Below are 16,801 nucleotides of genomic sequence, written 5' to 3'. Positions count from 1 at the left end.
CCTTCCGTCAGAAAAATAAAAAAATTGCTCTACTTGCGCCGTGTGTACTTGGATCTTCCAAGCAACCTCGCCTCCGTGACCATACCGATACTTGGTTAGCCGGGCGATCCGGCATCGCTGCGCAGCTGCGCCACAAAACGGGCGGCTGCCGGCGACAGGCTATGGTCGTGCCGGGTAATCAGGTAGATGGGCGGCAACCGCACCGACAGGTCGAAGGGCAGCACGCGCAAGACTCCCTGCCGCCCATAATGCTCGGCCAGCGAGGCCGGCATGATCGCCACCATGTCCGAAATTTCCAGCATCGCCGTGGTGACCAGGGTGGAGGCCGACTCGGTAATGTTCAGCCGCGTCTTCACGCCCTTTTCGTGCAGGACGGCATCGAAGCGGCTGCGCTGGGGCGAGCCGGGGGGCTGAAGTATCCAGGGCATGCCGACCAGATCGGAAAGCGTCACGCTGGCGCGCGCGGCCAGCGGATGCTGGGCCCGGGCCACCACCACCAGCGCTTCTTCCAGCAAAGGCACGCTGACATAGTCGCCTTCCCCATGCATGTCCGTCTGGCGCCCCAGCACCAGGTCGACCTCGCCGCGCGCCAGCTGCCTGATCATCACATTGCTGGTGTCGACAATGACGGAAACCGCCACCCGCGGATGAAGCTGCTTGTAGGCGCTCAGGGTAGGCGCCAGCAATTCGGGCACCGCCCCCGGCACACTGCCCACGCGCAGCGTGCCGCGCAGACCGGAACTGAGCGCCACCATTTCTTCACGCACGAAACCGAAATCGGTCAGCATGCGGCGCGCATAGCGGATCAGGATCTCGCCGTAAGGAGTCGGCGTCATGCCCCGGGCATGGCGCTCGAACAAAGCCACGCCGAAGGTGTCCTCGGCCTGCTGCAACAGCTTGCTGGCGGCCGGCTGGCTGATATGCAGCGCCGCCGCCGCACGGCCCAGGTTGCGCTCGGCGTCCAGCAGGCTTAGCAGTGCCAGCTGGCGGGTGCGCAAGCGCAGCAGCAAAGAGGGGTACTCGGCGGAAAGAGGCATGTCCACATCATACACAAAAGTATATGAATAGCTGACTATATTCTATTGGAATGGAATGAATATACCTCGTAAGCTGTATATCGGTCCCGCCATAGAGGGATTTACCAAAAACAGAGAAAGACAGGAGACACATCATGAAATACAGTTCCTTCCTACGCCGCGCCCTGCCGTGTGCCCTGGCACTGGCCTCGCTGGCCCTGCCGGCTTCCGCATTCGCGCAAACCTATCCCGACCAGCCGGTGCACATCATGGTGGGCGCGTCGCCGGGCGGCGGCACCGACATCCTGGCGCGCACGCTGGCCGACAAGTTCACGACCGGCCTGAAGCAGACCGTCGTGGTCGAAAACCGCCCTGGCGCCTCCAACACCATTGCCGCCGGCCTGACGGCGCGCGCCGAACCCAATGGGCTGACGTTGCTGGTGGCCACCAATACCGGGCAGGCCATCGCGCCGCATATGCTGAAACTGAACTACGACCCCCTGTCCGACCTACAGCCAGTCGGCCTGGTGGCGATCATGCCCAACGTGCTGGTGGTGCCCAGTTCGTCGCCGTATAAAAACATCAAAGACCTGATCGAAGCCATGAAGGCCAAGCCGGGTATCTTCAAGTATGCGTCATCGGGCGTTGGCAGCACCCAGCACGTCGCGGGCGCCGCCTTCAACCTGGCCACCGGCACCGAAGCCATACACGTCCCCTACAAGGGCAGTTCGCAGGCGCATATTGACCTGATCGCCGGACAAACCGACATGATGTTCGACTCCACCTCTTCGGCCATGTCGCAGATCAAGTCCGGCGCATTGCGCCCGCTGGCCGTGACCACAACCAAGCGCTCGTCCGCTCTGCCCGACGTCCCCACCTTGGCTGAACTGGGCATCAAAGACGCCAACGTCACTACCTGGTACGGCCTGCTGACCACCGGCGGCACCTCGTCCGACATCGTGGCCCGCCTGAACAAAGAGCTGGACGCCACGCTGAAACTGCCCGACGTCGTAGAACGCATCAAAGGCCTGGGCGGTGAAATCGAGCCCATGACAGCCGAGCAATTCGCCGCCATGAACAAAGACGAATACGAACGCTACGGCAAGCTGCTGAAAGCGGCCAACATCCGACCGGAATAAACCTCCCCATCAAGTCAAGGCCGTCATCGGCCTTGCGCATTACCCGACAAAGTCAAAGGAATAGATATGAGCACCAAGCGTCCCCGTCTTGCAGTCCTGCTTGGCGACCCGGCCGGAGTCGGCCCCGAAATGGCTGTCAAGCTGCTGGGGCGCGAGCAGAATCGCAACGCCGCCAACCTGCTGCTGATCGCCGACCCCGTCGTGCTGGCCGATGCGCAGCGCCTGACCGGAATCGAACTGCCCACCCTGGCCATCAAGAGCCTGGACGACATACGCTACGAGCCGGGCCGGGTGACGGTGCTGGAAGCCAACTGGCTGGACGGCCAATCGCCCCCGCTGGGCGAATGCACGCTGGAAGCCGGCCGGGCCTCCTTCGTGGCGCTGGAAACCGCGCTGGACGCCGTCAAGCGCGGCCTGTGCGACGGCATCGTTTTTGCGCCGCTCAACAAGCACTCGCTGCGCCTGGGCGGGCTTACCGAAGAAGACGAACTGCGCCACATACAGCAAAGCCTGCAGGTACCGGGCTTCGTCTGCGAGTTCAACATCACCGGACACCTATGGACGTCCCGGGTGACCTCGCACGTGCCCATCCGCGAAGTGGCCGACCTGATCACCCAGGACGGCATCTGCGACGCGGTAAAGATCATCGACGCGGCACTGCGCCAGTCGGGCATCGCAAAGCCCCGCATCGCCGTGTCGGGCCTGAACCCGCATGCGGGCGACGGCGGTTCCATCGGCATGGAAGAAATCGAAATCATCGAGCCGGCCGTGAAGAAGGCGCAGTCCATGGGCATGGACGCGCGCGGCCCCTATTCGCCGGACACCATATTCATTGCCGCCCGCCGCGGCGATTTCGACGCCATCGTCTCCATGTATCACGACCAGGGGCAGATCGCCATGAAGCTCATCGGCTTCGACCATGGCGTGACCCTGCATGGCGGCCTGCCCGTACCGGTGGTCACCTCGGCCAGCGGCAGCGCCTTCGACATCGCCGGCAAGGGCGTCGCCAACATCGAAGGCCTGCAGCAGGCCTACGACTTGTGCGTGCGCATGGCAAGCAGCCGCGAAGCGCAAGCCGCAACGGCATAGAACATCCACATCCGATCAGCACGGACCTCAATACATGACGACCAATCGCAAGAAACTACGCAGCCAGGCCTGGTTCGACCGCCAGGACAAGATGGGCTTCTACTACCGATCGTGGCTGAAGAACAGCGGCATTCCCCAGGATCAGTTCGATGGCCGCCCCGTCATCGGCATCTGCAATACCTGGTCAGAACTGACCCCGTGCAACTCGCACTTCCGCGAGCTGGCCGAGCACGTGCGCCGCGGCGTGCTGGACGCGGGCGGATTCCCGCTGGAGTTCCCCGTGCTGTCGCTGGGCGAAACCATGATGCGCCCCACCGCCATGCTGTACCGCAACCTGGCGTCCATGGACGTCGAAGAAGCCGTGCGCGCCAATCCGCTGGACGGCGTCGTCCTGCTGATGGGCTGCGACAAGACCACGCCTTCCCTGCTGATGGGCGCGGCCAGCGTCGACCTGCCCACCGTCGGCATATCGGGCGGCCCCATGCTGCGCGGCTACTATGAAGGCAAGGCGGTCGGATCGGGCACCAACACCATATCGATGAGCGAACAGCTGCGCGCCGGCGCCATCACGCTGAAGCAGTTCCACGAAGCGGAAGCGTCGATGCACCGTTCACACGGCCATTGCATGACCATGGGCACCGCTTCCACCATGGCCTGCATGGTCGAGGCGCTGGGCATGGGCATGCCGGGCAATGCGGCAATCCCCGCCGTCGACGCCCGGCGCCACCTGATGGCGCGCGAAGCCGGCCGCCGCATCGTCCAGCTGGTGAGCGACGACGTGCGCATGTCGCAGATACTGACCCGCGAAGCGTTCGAGAATGCCATCCGGACCAATGCCGCCATCGGCGGATCCACCAATGCCGTCGTGCACCTCATCGCCCTGGCGCGCCGCATCGGCGTCGAACTCAGCCTGGACGACTGGGACAAGCTGGGCCGCAACGTGCATTGCCTGCTGGACCTGATGCCCTCCGGCCGCTATCTGATGGAAGACTTCTTCGAAGCGGGCGGCCTCCCGGCCATTCTCAGCCAATTGGGAGAGAAGGGCCTGCTGCACCTGTCCGCACTGACTGTCAACGGCCGCACGCTGGGCGAGAACATTGCCCAGGCGCCCTGTTGGCGGCCCGAGGTCATCCATTCCTTCGATGAGCCGTTCAAGGCGGACGCCGGCATCGCCGTGCTGCGCGGCAACCTGGCGCCCAACGGCGCCATCATCAAGCCGTCGGCCGCCTCGCCGCATCTGCTCAAGCATACCGGCCGGGCCGTGGTGTTCGAGTCCATCGAAGACCTGCACGCCCGCATCAACGACGACGACCTGGACATCGACGAAAACTGCGTCATGGTCCTGAAGTATTGCGGTCCCAAGGGCTACCCCGGCATGGCCGAGGTCGGCAACATGCCGCTGCCGCCCAAGCTGCTCAAGAAAGGCATCAACGACATCATCCGCATCTCCGATGCGCGCATGTCGGGCACCGCCTACGGCACCGTCGTCCTGCACACGTCGCCCGAAGCCGCCATAGGCGGCCCCCTGGCCCTGGTCCAGAACGGCGACCTGATCACGCTGGACGTCCCCGGCAGGAATCTGCAGTTGCACGTGGACGACGCCGAGCTCGAAGCGCGGCGCCAGACGTGGCAGCCTCCCGCCATCCACACTGATCGCGGCTATGTGAAGCTGTACGTGGATCATGTCCTGCAAGCCCACGAAGGGGTCGACTTCGATTTCCTGGTCGGCAAAAGCGGCGCCAAAGTCCCGCGCGACAATCACTAGGTTTTGAACATGGAAAAATTTGCTCTTGTTACCGGCGCCGGATCGGGGGTGGGAAAACGCATCGCGCTGGCGCTGATGCGCGAAGGCTATTCCGTAGCCCTGGCTGGGCGCCGCCCGGAACCCCTTGAAGCCACGGCCCAAGAAGGACGGGCCAGCGGCGCGCGCACGCTGGTCGTGCCCACCGACATCAGCGACCCGGCCGCCGTCGACCGCCTGTTCGCCCAGATCAAGGAACACTTCGGCCGCCTGGACCTTCTGTTCAACAACGCCGGCATCTTCGCGCCGGCCATGTCGCTGGAAGAACTGGGCCACGACCAATGGCAATCCGCCGTCGACATCAATCTGACGGGCGCCTTCCTGTGCACGCAGGGCGCCTTCCGCCTGATGAAGGAACAGCAGCCGCGCGGCGGCCGCATCATCAACAACGGATCGGTCTCCGCCCATGCCCCGCGTCCCCATGCCGTGTCGTACACCGTCACCAAGCATGCCATCACGGGCCTGACCAAAGCCACCTCGCTGGACGGCCGCGCCTACGACATCGCCTGCGGCCAGATCGACATCGGCAATGCCGCCAGCGACATGACGGATGCGATTTCCAAGGGTGTGCTGCAGGCCGACGGCTCCATCCGGCCGGAGCCCGTCATGGACGCGGACCACGTCGCGCGCGCCGTGGTGTACATGGCCAGCCTTCCGCTGGACGCCAACGTGCAATTCATGACCGTGATGGCCACCAAGATGCCGTACATCGGCCGCGGCTGAGGCCAGGCCGGCGAAAAGCCACAAAAAACACCAGCGCCGTAAAGCGCTGGTGTTTTTTTGTGGAGAAGCATCCGGGCCCGCGTCGACCCCGATATCAAGCCCTCTTGCGGCGCAGGCGTATACGCGGCAGCAGCCCCCAGCATGCCAGCATGGCGGACAGGGCCATCAGCGTCGTGACCAGCCAGTTGTCGAAGAAAATCGAGAACGACCCCTGCGACATCAGCAAGGACTGCCGGAAGGCGTCTTCGGTCTTGTCGCCCAGCACCATGGCCAGAATCAGCGGCGCGATCGGGTAGTCCAGTTTCTTGAACACATAGCCCACGACGCCGAAGATCATTGCAAGATAAACGTCGAACATCCGGTTGCTGATGGTGTAGGCTCCGATCAGGCACACCACGATGATGATCGGTCCGATGATGGAAAACGGCGCCTTCAATATCGATGAGAAAAGCGGAATGGTGGTCAGGACCAGCACGACCGCCACCACGTTGGCCACGTACATGGAGGCGATCAGGCCCCAGACGAAGTCGGATTGCTCGATGAACAGCATCGGCCCGGGCTGCAGCCCCCATATCATCAGCCCGCCCATCATCACCGCCGCGGTGGCCGACCCCGGTATGCCCAATGCCAGCATGGGCAGCAGGGCCGACACCCCGGCGGAATGGTCGGCCGCTTCCGGTGCGACCACGCCGTCCGGTTCACCCTTGCCGAAGCGCTCGGGGTGGCGGGAAAAGCGCCGGGCTATCCCGTATGACATGAAGGATGCGGCGGTTGGCCCGCCGGGCGTGATCCCCATCCAGCATCCGATCAAGGTGGACCGGAGCAGCACGACCGCGTGACGCGGCATGGACACAAACGTTCGCCAGATCACCCGGAAATTCATCTTGGCTTTCAGGCCATTGAACTCCAGCCCTTCCTCGACGGTAACCAGCAGCTCGCCGATGCCGAACAGCCCGATGACCGCCGCCAGGTAGGACACGCCGTTGGCCAGCGAATCGCTGCCATAGGTAAGACGCATCTCGCCCGAAACTGTATCCATGCCTATGGCCGTCAGGATCAGGCCGATCAGGAGCGAGGCGACGGTTTTAAGGGGATTGCCGCCGCTCATGCCCACAAAGCTGCAGAAAGTCAGCATGAAGACGCCGAAGAACTCGGCCGGGCTGAACTGAAGCGCGAAGTCGGCCACCAGATTGGCGATAAGCGTGACCACGACCACCCCGGCGAATGCGCCGAAGCCCGCCGATAAAAAGGCCGTTGCCAGCGCCTGTTCAGCGCGCCCGCTCTTGGCCATGGGATGGCCGTCGAATGTCGTGGCCACCGACGACGGCTCGCCGGGAATATTGAACAAGATGGACGTGGTCGAGCCACCGAACAAGGCGCCCCAATACAGGGAGGACAGCAGGATGATGGCGCTGACCGGATCCATGGCAAAGGTCAGCGGCAGCAGCAGGGTCACCCCGTTGGGCGCTCCCAGCCCCGGCAGCACACCCACCAGGATGCCCAGCAATACGCCGCCCACCATGATGGCGATATGGTGGACGGTCAGAACGGTCTCGAACCCGGACCACAATAAACTAAGGTCGGTCATCTGAATCTCCTATATGCCCAAGAAGGACTCGATGGGCCCTTTGACCAACTCGACCTGGAACCAGAGTTCGAAGACAAGGTAGAAAACGACGACGACAATGGCTGGAATAAGCAACGACCTTGGCCAACTGGCGTGGCCATGCACCTTCAGCATATAAACCAGGTAAAGCAAAGAGCCGGCATAGCAGCCCAGGAAAGGCATGGAAGCCACCAGCAGGACCGTGGGAATGAATATGGCCAGGGTAAGCTTCAACTGCTGCCTGCTTACGAAGCTGGCTTGGCCGGCGCTGCGCAAAGTCCCCAGGAAAAGCAGCACACTGACGATGCACAGCATGATTCCCAGCCGCAAAGGCATATAGCCGGACTGCGGCCCTGTTTCGGGGGACCAGCCTATCTGCAATTGCAGGCTTCCCGCGACGACAAGGCCGCCGAAAACTCCGATTGCGGCGGCCGTGGCCAGCTCCATCGTACGTCGGTCGATAAGTGACATAGTTTCCCAAGCTAACGGGCCGGCCCCATCGGCGCCGGCCTGATTCAAAAATTACTTCTTGGCCAGCCAGCCGTCCTCGTCAAACAGCTTGTAATGATCGTCCGCATCCTTCTTGATGTAGGCATCCAACTTGGGGCCGGTCAGGAAGAATTCCGATTGCACGCCGCGCGCCACCCACGCCTTCCACTCGGGCTTCTCCGAGACCTGCTTGAGCAGGTTCACGTAGAACTCGACCTGCTCGGGTGTGACGCCGCCCGGCAGCCATACGGTGCGCGGCATATTGAACTGGTCGATGGGAATGCCGCTTTCCTTGCAGGTGGGGATGTCGGACCAGGCCATGTCGGCCGTCACCTTGTCCGTGGCCGCGAAGCGCTGGGCCGAGAAGATGCACAGCGGGCGCACCTTGCCGGCCTTCCAGTACGAAATGTTTTCGCCCGGGTTGTTGGTATTGCCGTCCAGGTGGCCGCCGGCCAATTGCACCGCCGCCTGGCCGCCCGACTTGAAGGGCACGTAGGTCATGTTGACGTCCATGGCCTTTTCGATCTTGCGGGTAAGGATGTGATCGGTGTCCTTGGACTGGCCGCCGCCCATCTTGAGGGCGCCGTTCTTTTCTTTCGCGGCCGCAATCAGATCCTGCGCGGTCTTGTATGGCGACGAGGCGCCCGTCCACAAGACGAACTCGTCGGCCGCCATCGTGGCCACCGGGGTCATGTCCTCGATCTTGTAGCCCACATTGGTGATCATGGGCATCAGCCATGCCAGGTTGGTCGAAAAGATGAGCTTGTTGGCGTCCCCTTTATGGCCCTCGGCGAACACAAACGCCTCGGTCCCGCCGCCACCGCCCTTGTTCGAAACAATCACGCTGGACGAAGTCAGCTTGTACTTTTGCACCACGGCCTGGACCACGCGCGCGAACTGGTCGGTGCCGCCGCCGGGACCGGCGGTGGCGATGAACTCCAGCGGCTTGGTGGGCTCCCAGGCGGCAAAGGCCGCGGAGCTGGTCAAGCTGGCTGCCACGGCAATGGCCACGGCGATTTTCTTGTGATTCATGATCTTTGTCTCCTTGCGTAGATTAAGAACTGCTGTCTTCGGACTGGTCAAAAAACACCGAATCCTGGTATTTGCGCATTTCGAGCAGTGTGGCTGCGCTTTCGATCTCCACGTCGCCATAGCAAATGACTTCCCCGCATTTCACGTCCCGGCGCAGCCGCTGATTGGCCATCAAATAGAACGGCACCGGCGTGCGATCGCCCAGGGGCGCCGCCTTGACCAGCATGGGCGTCACATCGTCGATGGAATGATGATGCCCGCCCATGGTCAGCACCGTTCCGGCCGGAAAATCCCGGGTCGTGCGGGCAACCAGGTCCAGCACGGGCCTGGGCTGGACCGCGCCGCTGGATACGCCCAGCCCCGCCGCTTCGATGATGCTGGTGGCTGCTTCCAGCCCCAGCAAGTGCCGCGACAGGAAAATCAGGGCTGTCTTGCGGTCCGCGCTGACCACGTGGCCCTTGCCCGCCAGCAGTTCCCAACTGGGCTGGTCGTGGCATCGAACCACTACGAACACCCCGCCGGCAAAGCTTATTTCGTCGGGCTTCCTGAGGCAGTGGAACACTTCCAGCACGCCATCCCGATGCAGCAATCCGCCTTCGGCGCGCGGGCGCAGCGTCTCGGGTATTTCCGCCGTGCGCAGTATCGGCGCGTGCATGTCGGGCAGGTCCGGGCCGAACCCGGTCGAATTGGCCGCCACCAGCATTTCGCAAAAATCGGGCACGGTGCGCTGCGGAAGTTGGTCGGCGACCCTGGAACGCGCCGCAACCACAGCCTGGGCGCGCCCCGGCTCCATCGTCCAGTATGCCTCGAGCTCGGGCGCGGCGATCGTCACGCCATTGCTGGTCAGGCTGCCGGAGGCCGGATCGAACACAAAATCGTACTCGCTGGCCTTGCCCGCGCAGATGATCTCGAAGCCCAGGCTTTCGGCCCAGGTAATCAGGCCGATCAGCAAGCTGGGCTGATCGCCGTCGACCGGCGTCACGACGCGGTCGCGAGCGCGCCCAAGATGGGCCAGCCCAGGCCCGATCACGCTGTCGGCCTCTTTGGACACCATGGCAAGATGCAGCCCCGCATCCAGCGCGATCTTGGCATGCCGGGCGCCCGCTTCAGGGCTGCCGGTGGCTTCAAGGACAATATCCAAGGGCAAGCCCGCCACATGAGCCAGGTTGGACGAGGCGATGTAACACCCTTCTTCCCAGGCCGACCGCGCGGATTCGGGCGTTTCGCAGATCCGGATCCGGTCCGCCGGGATGCCCACGTCGCGCATTGCCTGCACGACGATGGCCGCATCCAGGTCCACCGCCACCCGGCATTGCATCAAGGGCACCCGCAGGCTTTGCGCCAGAAAACTGCGGCCGAAGCCCCCGCTGCCCACTACGCAGCTTTGCACGGGCTGCGTCACACCGGAAAAATAATTATGAAAGTTCATGAATTACGGACTTATTAAGAATCTGAATCGATAGGGCGGTTAATATGCTCGGGCGATGAAGAATGCCGTGCATGCAAAGAAGCCATGCAAACGGCCATGGCACCCGGAAAACCGCAGCGAAGGCCTATTTTTATAAATTATTGCATGCAATAATTTATAAACCCCACTATGGTTTTCCCTTAATTTGCGTTCCACCCCGGAGATTGCATGCAACTTGATATGGAAGCCCTAGCCGACCTGCCGGCGGAATCGCCGGCCCGATCCCGCGGCTCGCTGACCACGATGGCCGTCAACCGCCTGCGCGACCTGATCGTGACCGGCGAACTGAAGCCGGGGCAGAGAATTTCGGAAAGGTCGATCCTGGAAGGACAAAAGGATCTGTCGCGCACTCCCGTGCGCGAGGCGTTGAAAATACTGGAGTCCGAAGGGCTGGTCCAGCTCAAGCCCAATCGCGGGGCCTTCGTCACCAAGCTGACCATGGATCATATCGATGCCGAAATTGAGCTTCTGATCGGCCTGGAAGGCATCGCCGCCATGCTCAGCTGCAGCCGCATCACCGACACGGAGCTTGCCGAGATAACGCGTCTGCATCAAGAAATGATCGGCTCGTTCGAGAACCAGGACCTGATGCTGTACTTTGAAACGAATCAAAGAATCCACCAGCTTATCGTGGATGGCGCCCACAACCCCGCGCTGTCACGTATATACAAGGCCGAATGCCTGCAGATCAGGCGCTATCGCTATGCGGGGAATCTGGAACATGCAAGATGGCACAGCGCCACCCGGGAACACGAACAGATCCTGGCGGCGCTGACGAATCGGGACGGGCTGCTATTGCGCGAACTGCTGCGCGCCCATCATACGAATGGGTGGGCGGTAACGCGCGAACTGCTGCGGTCCGAGTTGAGCTGATTCGCGCTGCCCTATACGTGCTCAAGCGGCGTGATCTTCGCCAGCACGTCCGCCAGTGCGTCTTTGGCAACTTCGGTGTCATGCGCTACCTGGACGCGCAGCCAATAGCCGTCCGACAAACCGAAGAATCGGCATAAACGCAGGTCTGTATCGGCCGTAATGGCGCGCATGCCTTTTACTATCTCGTTGATGCGCCGCGCCGAAACGCCGATTTCTTTGGCCAGGCGATACTGACTGATACCCATCGGAACCAGGAACTCTTCCTGTAATAGCTCACCCGGAGTTACCGGAGCAATTTCACGAACCATAATCCGCTCCTATCAGTGATAGTCCACAATTTCTAAATCGCAAGCATGCCCATCGCGCCATACGAAGCAGATTCGCCATTCGATCATAGATCAAGTATTAACGCCATACGTTATTAACATCAAGCGTTAATACTCGAATCCGGAATCGACTGTGACCTGCCGATCACTCCACCTTTATCCCCGCCTTCTTGATGACGTCGCCCCATACCTGGATTTCCGACACCACGAAGTCGTCGAACTGCTTGCTGCTTCCTTCGTAGGCGTCCAGGCCGCGCTTCTGGAAATCCTGCTTGACCTCGGCGCTGGCGAAGACGCGCTGCATGGCATCGCCCAGCTTCCTGGTGATCTCGCCATCCACGCCCTTGGGCGCGAACAGGCCGAACCATAGCGTGGCGTCGAAGCCCTTGATGCCCTGCTCGTCAAAGGTCTTTACATCTGGCAGCACCGCCGCGCGCTTCATGGTCGTTACGCCCAGGGCCTTGATCTTGCCCGACTCCACATAGGGCAATGCGGTGGGAAGGGGCTCGAGCAGGAAATCGATTTGCCCGCCCATCAGGTCGGTCATCGCCGGGGCGCCGCCTTTATAGGGTATGTGCATCCACTTGGCGCCTGTGCGCAGCTTCAGCATTTCGGTCTTGATGTGATGGCTGGTGCCCGCGCCGGCCGAGCCGTAATTGATGGAGCCGGGTTCTTTCTTGTCGACCTCGACCAACTGGCCCAGGCTGCCCCATTTGGAATTGGCCGCCACCACGGCCAGGCTGGCGGCCGAACCGATACCGCCTAGGGCGACAAAATCTTTTGTGGACGAATAGCCCAGGTTCTTGTACAGATTGGGCGCCACGGCGATCGTGCTGCTGGCGCCCAGCAGCACCGTGTAGCCATCCGGCTCGCTGGTCGCGGCCGCCATGGTGCCTATGGTTCCGCCCGCGCCGGCGCGATTCTCGACCACGATGCCGACGCCCAGCTCTTTGCCCAGGTAACTGGCCGTCAGGCGCGCCACGGTATCGTTGATGCCGCCGGCGGGAAACGGCACGATCATTCTTATGGCCCGATCGGGCCAGGCCTGCGCCGCGCCCGCCGCGCACAGCGTCAATGCGATCAAACTGCCTTTAAGCAAGGCGTGCAAGCGCGTCCTCGAGCGTGTCGTGTTGCCCATAGTCTCCTCCGTTGTGGTTGATCCGGCGCAGGCCCTACCGGCATATGCTTGCCGCTGCGGAGCCCGCCCCGTCGATACTGCTTAGTAGTATTCAGACATGACCGTATTTCTGCAGCGCCTCGGCCAGCGACATCCCTTTGCTCAGGCTGTCACGGATCGCGATTTCCTGCCGGGTCAGTACTTCGGATTTTTCCAGCACTTCCTGCACAATGGCCTGCGGAATGACCAGGGCGCCGTCGTCATCGCCCAGGATGAAATCGCCCGGCTCCACCGCAACGCGCCTGCCGGTCGCGCCTGTCAGGAAAACCGGCACATTCCAGGCATTGACCTTCCAGCGGCTGATGGACTGCACCGGCGTGCGGAACCGCCCGAACACCGTGAAGCCCAGGGCGTTGATCCAGCTGGTATCGCGCAGGCCGCCATCCACCAGCGCGCCCACGCTGCCCTTTTCCTTCATGCCTATGGAGATGAGCTCGCCGAAATAGCAGATGCCATCGCCATCGCCCGACCAGACCGACACATCCCCTTCGGACAGGCCCGCGCAGGCCTTCATCTTTTCGGCATCGCCGCCAAAGCCGTAGGGCGTCATCTGCCCACGTATGGTGTAGGCCCAGCCAGCCAGACGGTCCGTGCCGGTCTGGCGCTGAAAGCCGGCCTGCAGCCCCTGGTCCGGGTAACCCATTTCATCCAGCACATCGGCCACGTTGGACGTATCGACCTTCAGAAACCGTTCGCGGATCGATTTCCTGACTTCCTTGTCTAGCATCACTGAACTCCTTGTTTGCATTCTTGCGGCGCACGCCCGATACGGCATTGCCAGCGTGGCTTCATCTTAGAGAGGAGCATGCGGCAGGACAAACGATTTAAAGTATGCGATGCTATTAGCCTGGCTAATGCCATGAACCAACGCGGTTGAATCACTTGGCCAGCTTATGAGCAGACGTCTTCCCCCATTACTTGCTACGCGCTACTTTGAAGCCGCCGCCCGGCACCTTTCGTTCACGCTGGCCGCGGAAGAGCTGTTCGTTACCCAGGGCGCCATCAGCCTGCAGATACGCAAGCTCGAGGAATTCCTGGGCGCGCCGCTGTTCATCCGCCATGCCCGCGGCATAGAACTTACCGGCCCCGGTGTGCAGTTCTACGAAGCCTGCCACACGCTGCTGGACGGACTGGAAAAGGCCATGCGCGACATGACGCGCCCGGATCACCAGCAGACGCTGACCGTCAGCACCATACCGACCATCGGCACCTTGTGGCTCATGCCCAGGCTTGCGTCGTTTACCTCGATGCATCCGGACATCGAGGTTCGCGTGGTGTCCGACATACGGCCCGCCGACATGCATTCCGACAACATCGACATCGCCCTGCGCGCCGGCAAGCTGCCCGGCCAGCGCTACCCGGCCAACTGTCCCTCCGTCGATCTGGTCATGCTGGAAAAATGGACCGACATCGAGGCCGACCTGCTGTTCCACGACGTCATGGTGCCCGTCGCCTCCAAAGAATGGTATGCCTCGCAACCTCCCATACACCATGCCAGGGATTTCAGCGCGGCCGCGCTGGTGCACACCGCCAGCAGGCCGAACGCGTGGCCCGAATGGCTGAAGGCCTACGGAGTCGACTACACGCCCACCGGGCAGGAACCCGAGTACGGACACTTCTATATTTCCCTGCGCGCCGCCCAGGACCACAAGGGAATAGCGCTGATTCCGGGCGTGCTGCTGCAAGGCTACCCGGGCCGGAACGAGCTTGAAGTGCTGCTGCCCAACATCGAGCCCATCCGCAGCGCGGGCGACTACTACCTATTGCAGCGCACGTCGTCCCGCAAGCGCGACGCCATGCAGAAGTTCAGGGACTGGGTCCTGGCCGAAGCGCAGAACACGCCCAGCCATTAGCCTGGCTAATCGCCGGCGCGATAACAAATCGTTTGCCCGCCCCATATCCGTTTCCTAGAATCATGGTCATCGGCTTGAAGCCGACTGCAACCATGAAACAAGGAAACAGCAATGGATGACATACGCGTAGGGATAGCGGGCTTCGGCGCCATAGGCCGATCGGTGGCGCGCCATATCGCTCAGGGTATCGAGGGCATACGACTTGCCGCCGTCGGCGTTCGCAACCCGCAACAACCGCCCGAATTCGACTGGGGCGGGCAAGCGCCGGCGTTCACGCTGCTGGAGGACCTGGAGCCTCATTGCGATGTGGTGATCGAATGCGCTCCCGCACATCTGCTGCCCGGCATCGCCACCCCGGTCCTGAAGGCCGGAAAGAAAGTCATCACGCTAAGCAGCGGCGCCCTGCTGGCGCATGCGGAACTGGTGGACCTGGCCAAGCGGCACAAAGGCCAGATACTGGTGCCGTCGGGCGCCATTCTGGGCCTGGATGCCCTGCTGGGCGCCGCCGAAGGGAACATACAATCGGTCAAGATGACCTCGCGCAAGCCTACGCGCGGCTTCGTCGGCGCCCCGTTTCTTGAGCAGAAAGGCATCGACGTCATGAAACTGACCGAACCCACGCTGATCTTCTCGGGCACCGCCCGCGAGGCCGCGGCCGGCTTCCCCGCCAACCTGAATGTTGCCGTCAGCGTATCGCTGGCGGGTGTCGGCCCCGACAAGACCGTACTCGAGGTATGGGCCGACCCCAGCCTGGAGCGAAACACCCATCGCATCGAAGTGGTCTCCGATTCCGCGCTGCTCTCCATGGAAATCCAGAACATTCCATCGGAAAACCCCAAAACCGGCCGCATCACCGCGCAAAGCGCCGTGGCCCTGCTGCGCAAAATGCGGGCGCCCCTGTGCGTGGGCACCTGAAACAAGAGCAAAGGAACAAGGCAAGCAAACATGGATTTCGGATTGAACAATAAGACCGCCCTGGTACACGGCGCGGGCGGCGGCCTGGGCGGCGCCATCGCGCTGGCACTGGCCGCCGAAGGCGCCACCGTGGTGGTGTGCGACCTCAACGAGGAGCTGCTGCAGAAAACCTGCAAGGCCATCGAGGCGGCGGGCGGCCAGGCCATCGGCAAACAATGGGATCTGGGCCGCGTCGACCAGTTTCAGCAATGGCATGCCGACGTGGTCAAGGCCGCCGGCCCCGTCGACATCCTGTGCAACAACACCGGCGGCCCACCGCCCAGCCTGCTGCGGAATGTGGACCTGGCCGTGTGGGACAAGCACTTCCGCGAGATGGTGCTGTCCGTAATCGGCATGACCGACCTGGTGCTGCCGCATATGCTGGAAACAGGCTGGGGACGCGTCATCACCAGCGCATCGTCCGGCGTCATCGCGCCCATCGCCAACCTGGGCCTGTCCAATTCATTGCGCAGCGCGCTGGTGGGCTGGTCGAAAACGCTGGCGCGCGAAGTCGGACCGAAAGGCGTCACCAGCAATGTGCTGGTTCCAGGCCGCATCGCCACCGGCCGCATCGTTGCCCTGGACGAAGCCAAGGCCGCCCGCGAGAATCGCAGCGTGGAAAGCGTAAGAGAGGAAAGCGTGGGAACGATACCCGTGAAGCGCTACGGAAAGCCGTCGGAGTACGGCGCGGCGGCGGCATTCCTGGCCAGCCGGCAGGCCTCTTATATTACGGGTTCGGTCGTCAGAGTGGACGGAGGATTGATCGCGAGCGTCTAAGCAGTTGCCAGTAAGACAGACATGGCGCCCAGCACCATGCAAATACAGGCGAGAACATTGACGCCACGATTCAGGTAATCGTAGAAGCCCTTGGCGACCGCGACCGCAACGGTCGCTGCAAAGACAATGGCGGCGCCTTCCGGAAGCAGGAACAGGCTCAGCAGGATACCAGCCAGGAAATGGAGCGATAAACGCAAAAGTTGCGCGCGCATGGCTTCCTTGAGTTCTGAGTAAACGGAACCGAGGTGCGTCTTGTAGGCAATCAGCATGGCTGGCCTCCTGGGAAAAAGCAAAAATGCGCGTGCAACTACCAAAGCATAGCTTGCGCAACAATACGCAACGTCCGGGCCGTCTGGAACGGGCGCATACTTGAAAGCTATATGACACGTTTTCTTCAAAGCGTGACATATGGTTTCTTTTTACCAGAATACCATACAGTTAGTGTCACATGAAGACGGTGTAACCCTGATTTAAGTAA

Annotated in this window: 17 protein-coding genes; 8 read left to right on the top strand and 9 right to left on the bottom strand. The window is 62.1% G+C overall.

Annotated elements, in window-relative coordinates:
* Positions 1-95 precede the first annotated feature (95 nt).
* On the bottom strand, positions 96-1,037 hold the full coding sequence (locus OEG81_RS01455) for a LysR family transcriptional regulator (RefSeq protein ID WP_264130924.1): 942 nt from the start codon (positions 1,035-1,037) through the stop codon (positions 96-98).
* Positions 1,038-1,171: 134 nt separating this feature from the next.
* On the opposite strand from OEG81_RS01455, the gene OEG81_RS01450 reads away from it, so the two are divergent.
* From OEG81_RS01450 to OEG81_RS01435, 4 genes are all read left to right on the top strand, one after another.
* Positions 1,172-2,155, top strand: coding sequence for a Bug family tripartite tricarboxylate transporter substrate binding protein (locus tag OEG81_RS01450; protein WP_264130923.1), 984 nt, complete (start codon positions 1,172-1,174; stop codon positions 2,153-2,155).
* A gap of 66 nt (positions 2,156-2,221) precedes the next feature.
* On the top strand, positions 2,222-3,244 hold the full coding sequence (locus OEG81_RS01445) for a 4-hydroxythreonine-4-phosphate dehydrogenase PdxA (RefSeq protein WP_264130922.1): 1,023 nt from the start codon (positions 2,222-2,224) through the stop codon (positions 3,242-3,244).
* 34 nt (positions 3,245-3,278) lie between these two features.
* Positions 3,279-5,009 (top strand): IlvD/Edd family dehydratase, encoded by a 1,731-nt coding sequence (locus OEG81_RS01440; protein WP_264130920.1) that lies wholly within the window; start codon positions 3,279-3,281, stop codon positions 5,007-5,009.
* Positions 5,010-5,018: 9 nt separating this feature from the next.
* Positions 5,019-5,768 (top strand): SDR family oxidoreductase, encoded by a 750-nt coding sequence (locus tag OEG81_RS01435; protein WP_264130918.1) that lies wholly within the window; start codon positions 5,019-5,021, stop codon positions 5,766-5,768.
* A gap of 94 nt (positions 5,769-5,862) precedes the next feature.
* Here the strand turns inward: OEG81_RS01435 and OEG81_RS01430 are convergent, their stop codons facing one another.
* Genes OEG81_RS01430 through OEG81_RS01415 form a run of 4 tightly spaced genes read right to left on the bottom strand, consistent with a single transcriptional unit; the run spans position 5,863 to position 10,324 of the window.
* Positions 5,863-7,356, bottom strand: a complete 1,494-nt coding sequence (locus OEG81_RS01430; protein WP_264130917.1) for a tripartite tricarboxylate transporter permease — start codon at positions 7,354-7,356, stop codon at positions 5,863-5,865.
* A gap of 9 nt (positions 7,357-7,365) precedes the next feature.
* Entirely contained in the window at positions 7,366-7,845 is a 480-nt protein-coding gene (locus tag OEG81_RS01425) for a tripartite tricarboxylate transporter TctB family protein (protein ID WP_264130916.1), read from the bottom strand.
* Positions 7,846-7,896: 51 nt separating this feature from the next.
* The gene (locus OEG81_RS01420; RefSeq protein WP_264130915.1) at positions 7,897-8,895 is read right to left on the bottom strand and encodes a Bug family tripartite tricarboxylate transporter substrate binding protein; all 999 of its coding nucleotides are present in this window, start codon (positions 8,893-8,895) and stop codon (positions 7,897-7,899) included.
* 22 nt (positions 8,896-8,917) lie between these two features.
* A complete protein-coding gene (locus tag OEG81_RS01415) occupies positions 8,918-10,324 on the bottom strand; it encodes an NAD(P)H-dependent oxidoreductase (RefSeq protein ID WP_264130914.1) in 1,407 nt (468 codons plus the stop codon).
* Between the two features lie 207 nt (positions 10,325-10,531).
* Between OEG81_RS01415 and OEG81_RS01410 the strand changes: the two genes are divergently transcribed.
* On the top strand, positions 10,532-11,236 hold the full coding sequence (locus tag OEG81_RS01410; protein WP_264130913.1) for a GntR family transcriptional regulator: 705 nt from the start codon (positions 10,532-10,534) through the stop codon (positions 11,234-11,236).
* Positions 11,237-11,247: 11 nt separating this feature from the next.
* Here OEG81_RS01410 and OEG81_RS01405 read toward each other — a convergent pair whose 3' ends face one another.
* The 3 genes from OEG81_RS01405 to OEG81_RS01395 all read right to left on the bottom strand — a co-directional run bounded on the left by OEG81_RS01405 (position 11,248) and on the right by OEG81_RS01395 (position 13,466).
* Positions 11,248-11,544: a HigA family addiction module antitoxin gene (locus tag OEG81_RS01405; RefSeq protein ID WP_264130912.1), complete on the bottom strand. Its 297-nt coding sequence runs from the start codon at positions 11,542-11,544 to the stop codon at positions 11,248-11,250.
* A gap of 163 nt (positions 11,545-11,707) precedes the next feature.
* The gene (locus OEG81_RS01400; protein WP_264130911.1) at positions 11,708-12,700 is read right to left on the bottom strand and encodes a Bug family tripartite tricarboxylate transporter substrate binding protein; all 993 of its coding nucleotides are present in this window, start codon (positions 12,698-12,700) and stop codon (positions 11,708-11,710) included.
* A 91-nt stretch (positions 12,701-12,791) separates the two neighbouring features.
* Positions 12,792-13,466 (bottom strand): RraA family protein, encoded by a 675-nt coding sequence (locus OEG81_RS01395; protein ID WP_264130910.1) that lies wholly within the window; start codon positions 13,464-13,466, stop codon positions 12,792-12,794.
* Between the two features lie 166 nt (positions 13,467-13,632).
* Between OEG81_RS01395 and OEG81_RS01390 the strand changes: the two genes are divergently transcribed.
* From OEG81_RS01390 to OEG81_RS01380, 3 genes are all read left to right on the top strand, one after another.
* Entirely contained in the window at positions 13,633-14,592 is a 960-nt protein-coding gene (locus OEG81_RS01390; RefSeq protein ID WP_264130909.1) for a LysR substrate-binding domain-containing protein, read from the top strand.
* Positions 14,593-14,703: 111 nt separating this feature from the next.
* Positions 14,704-15,507 carry an aspartate dehydrogenase gene (locus OEG81_RS01385; protein ID WP_264130908.1) on the top strand — a complete coding sequence of 268 codons (804 nt, stop codon included), beginning with the start codon at positions 14,704-14,706 and terminating at the stop codon, positions 15,505-15,507.
* A gap of 30 nt (positions 15,508-15,537) precedes the next feature.
* The gene (locus tag OEG81_RS01380; RefSeq protein ID WP_264130907.1) at positions 15,538-16,323 is read left to right on the top strand and encodes an SDR family oxidoreductase; all 786 of its coding nucleotides are present in this window, start codon (positions 15,538-15,540) and stop codon (positions 16,321-16,323) included.
* Here OEG81_RS01380 and OEG81_RS01375 read toward each other — a convergent pair.
* Positions 16,320-16,592, bottom strand: coding sequence for a hypothetical protein (locus OEG81_RS01375; protein ID WP_264130906.1), 273 nt, complete (start codon positions 16,590-16,592; stop codon positions 16,320-16,322). The genes OEG81_RS01380 and OEG81_RS01375 overlap by 4 nt on opposite strands.
* Positions 16,593-16,801: the final 209 nt, after the last annotated feature.

It is taken from the genome of Pollutimonas sp. M17, from assembly GCF_025836975.1.
Classification (GTDB): domain Bacteria; phylum Pseudomonadota; class Gammaproteobacteria; order Burkholderiales; family Burkholderiaceae_B.
The sequence above is the reverse complement of the archived record's forward strand: the minus strand, read 5'-3'. Positions and strand labels throughout refer to the sequence as shown.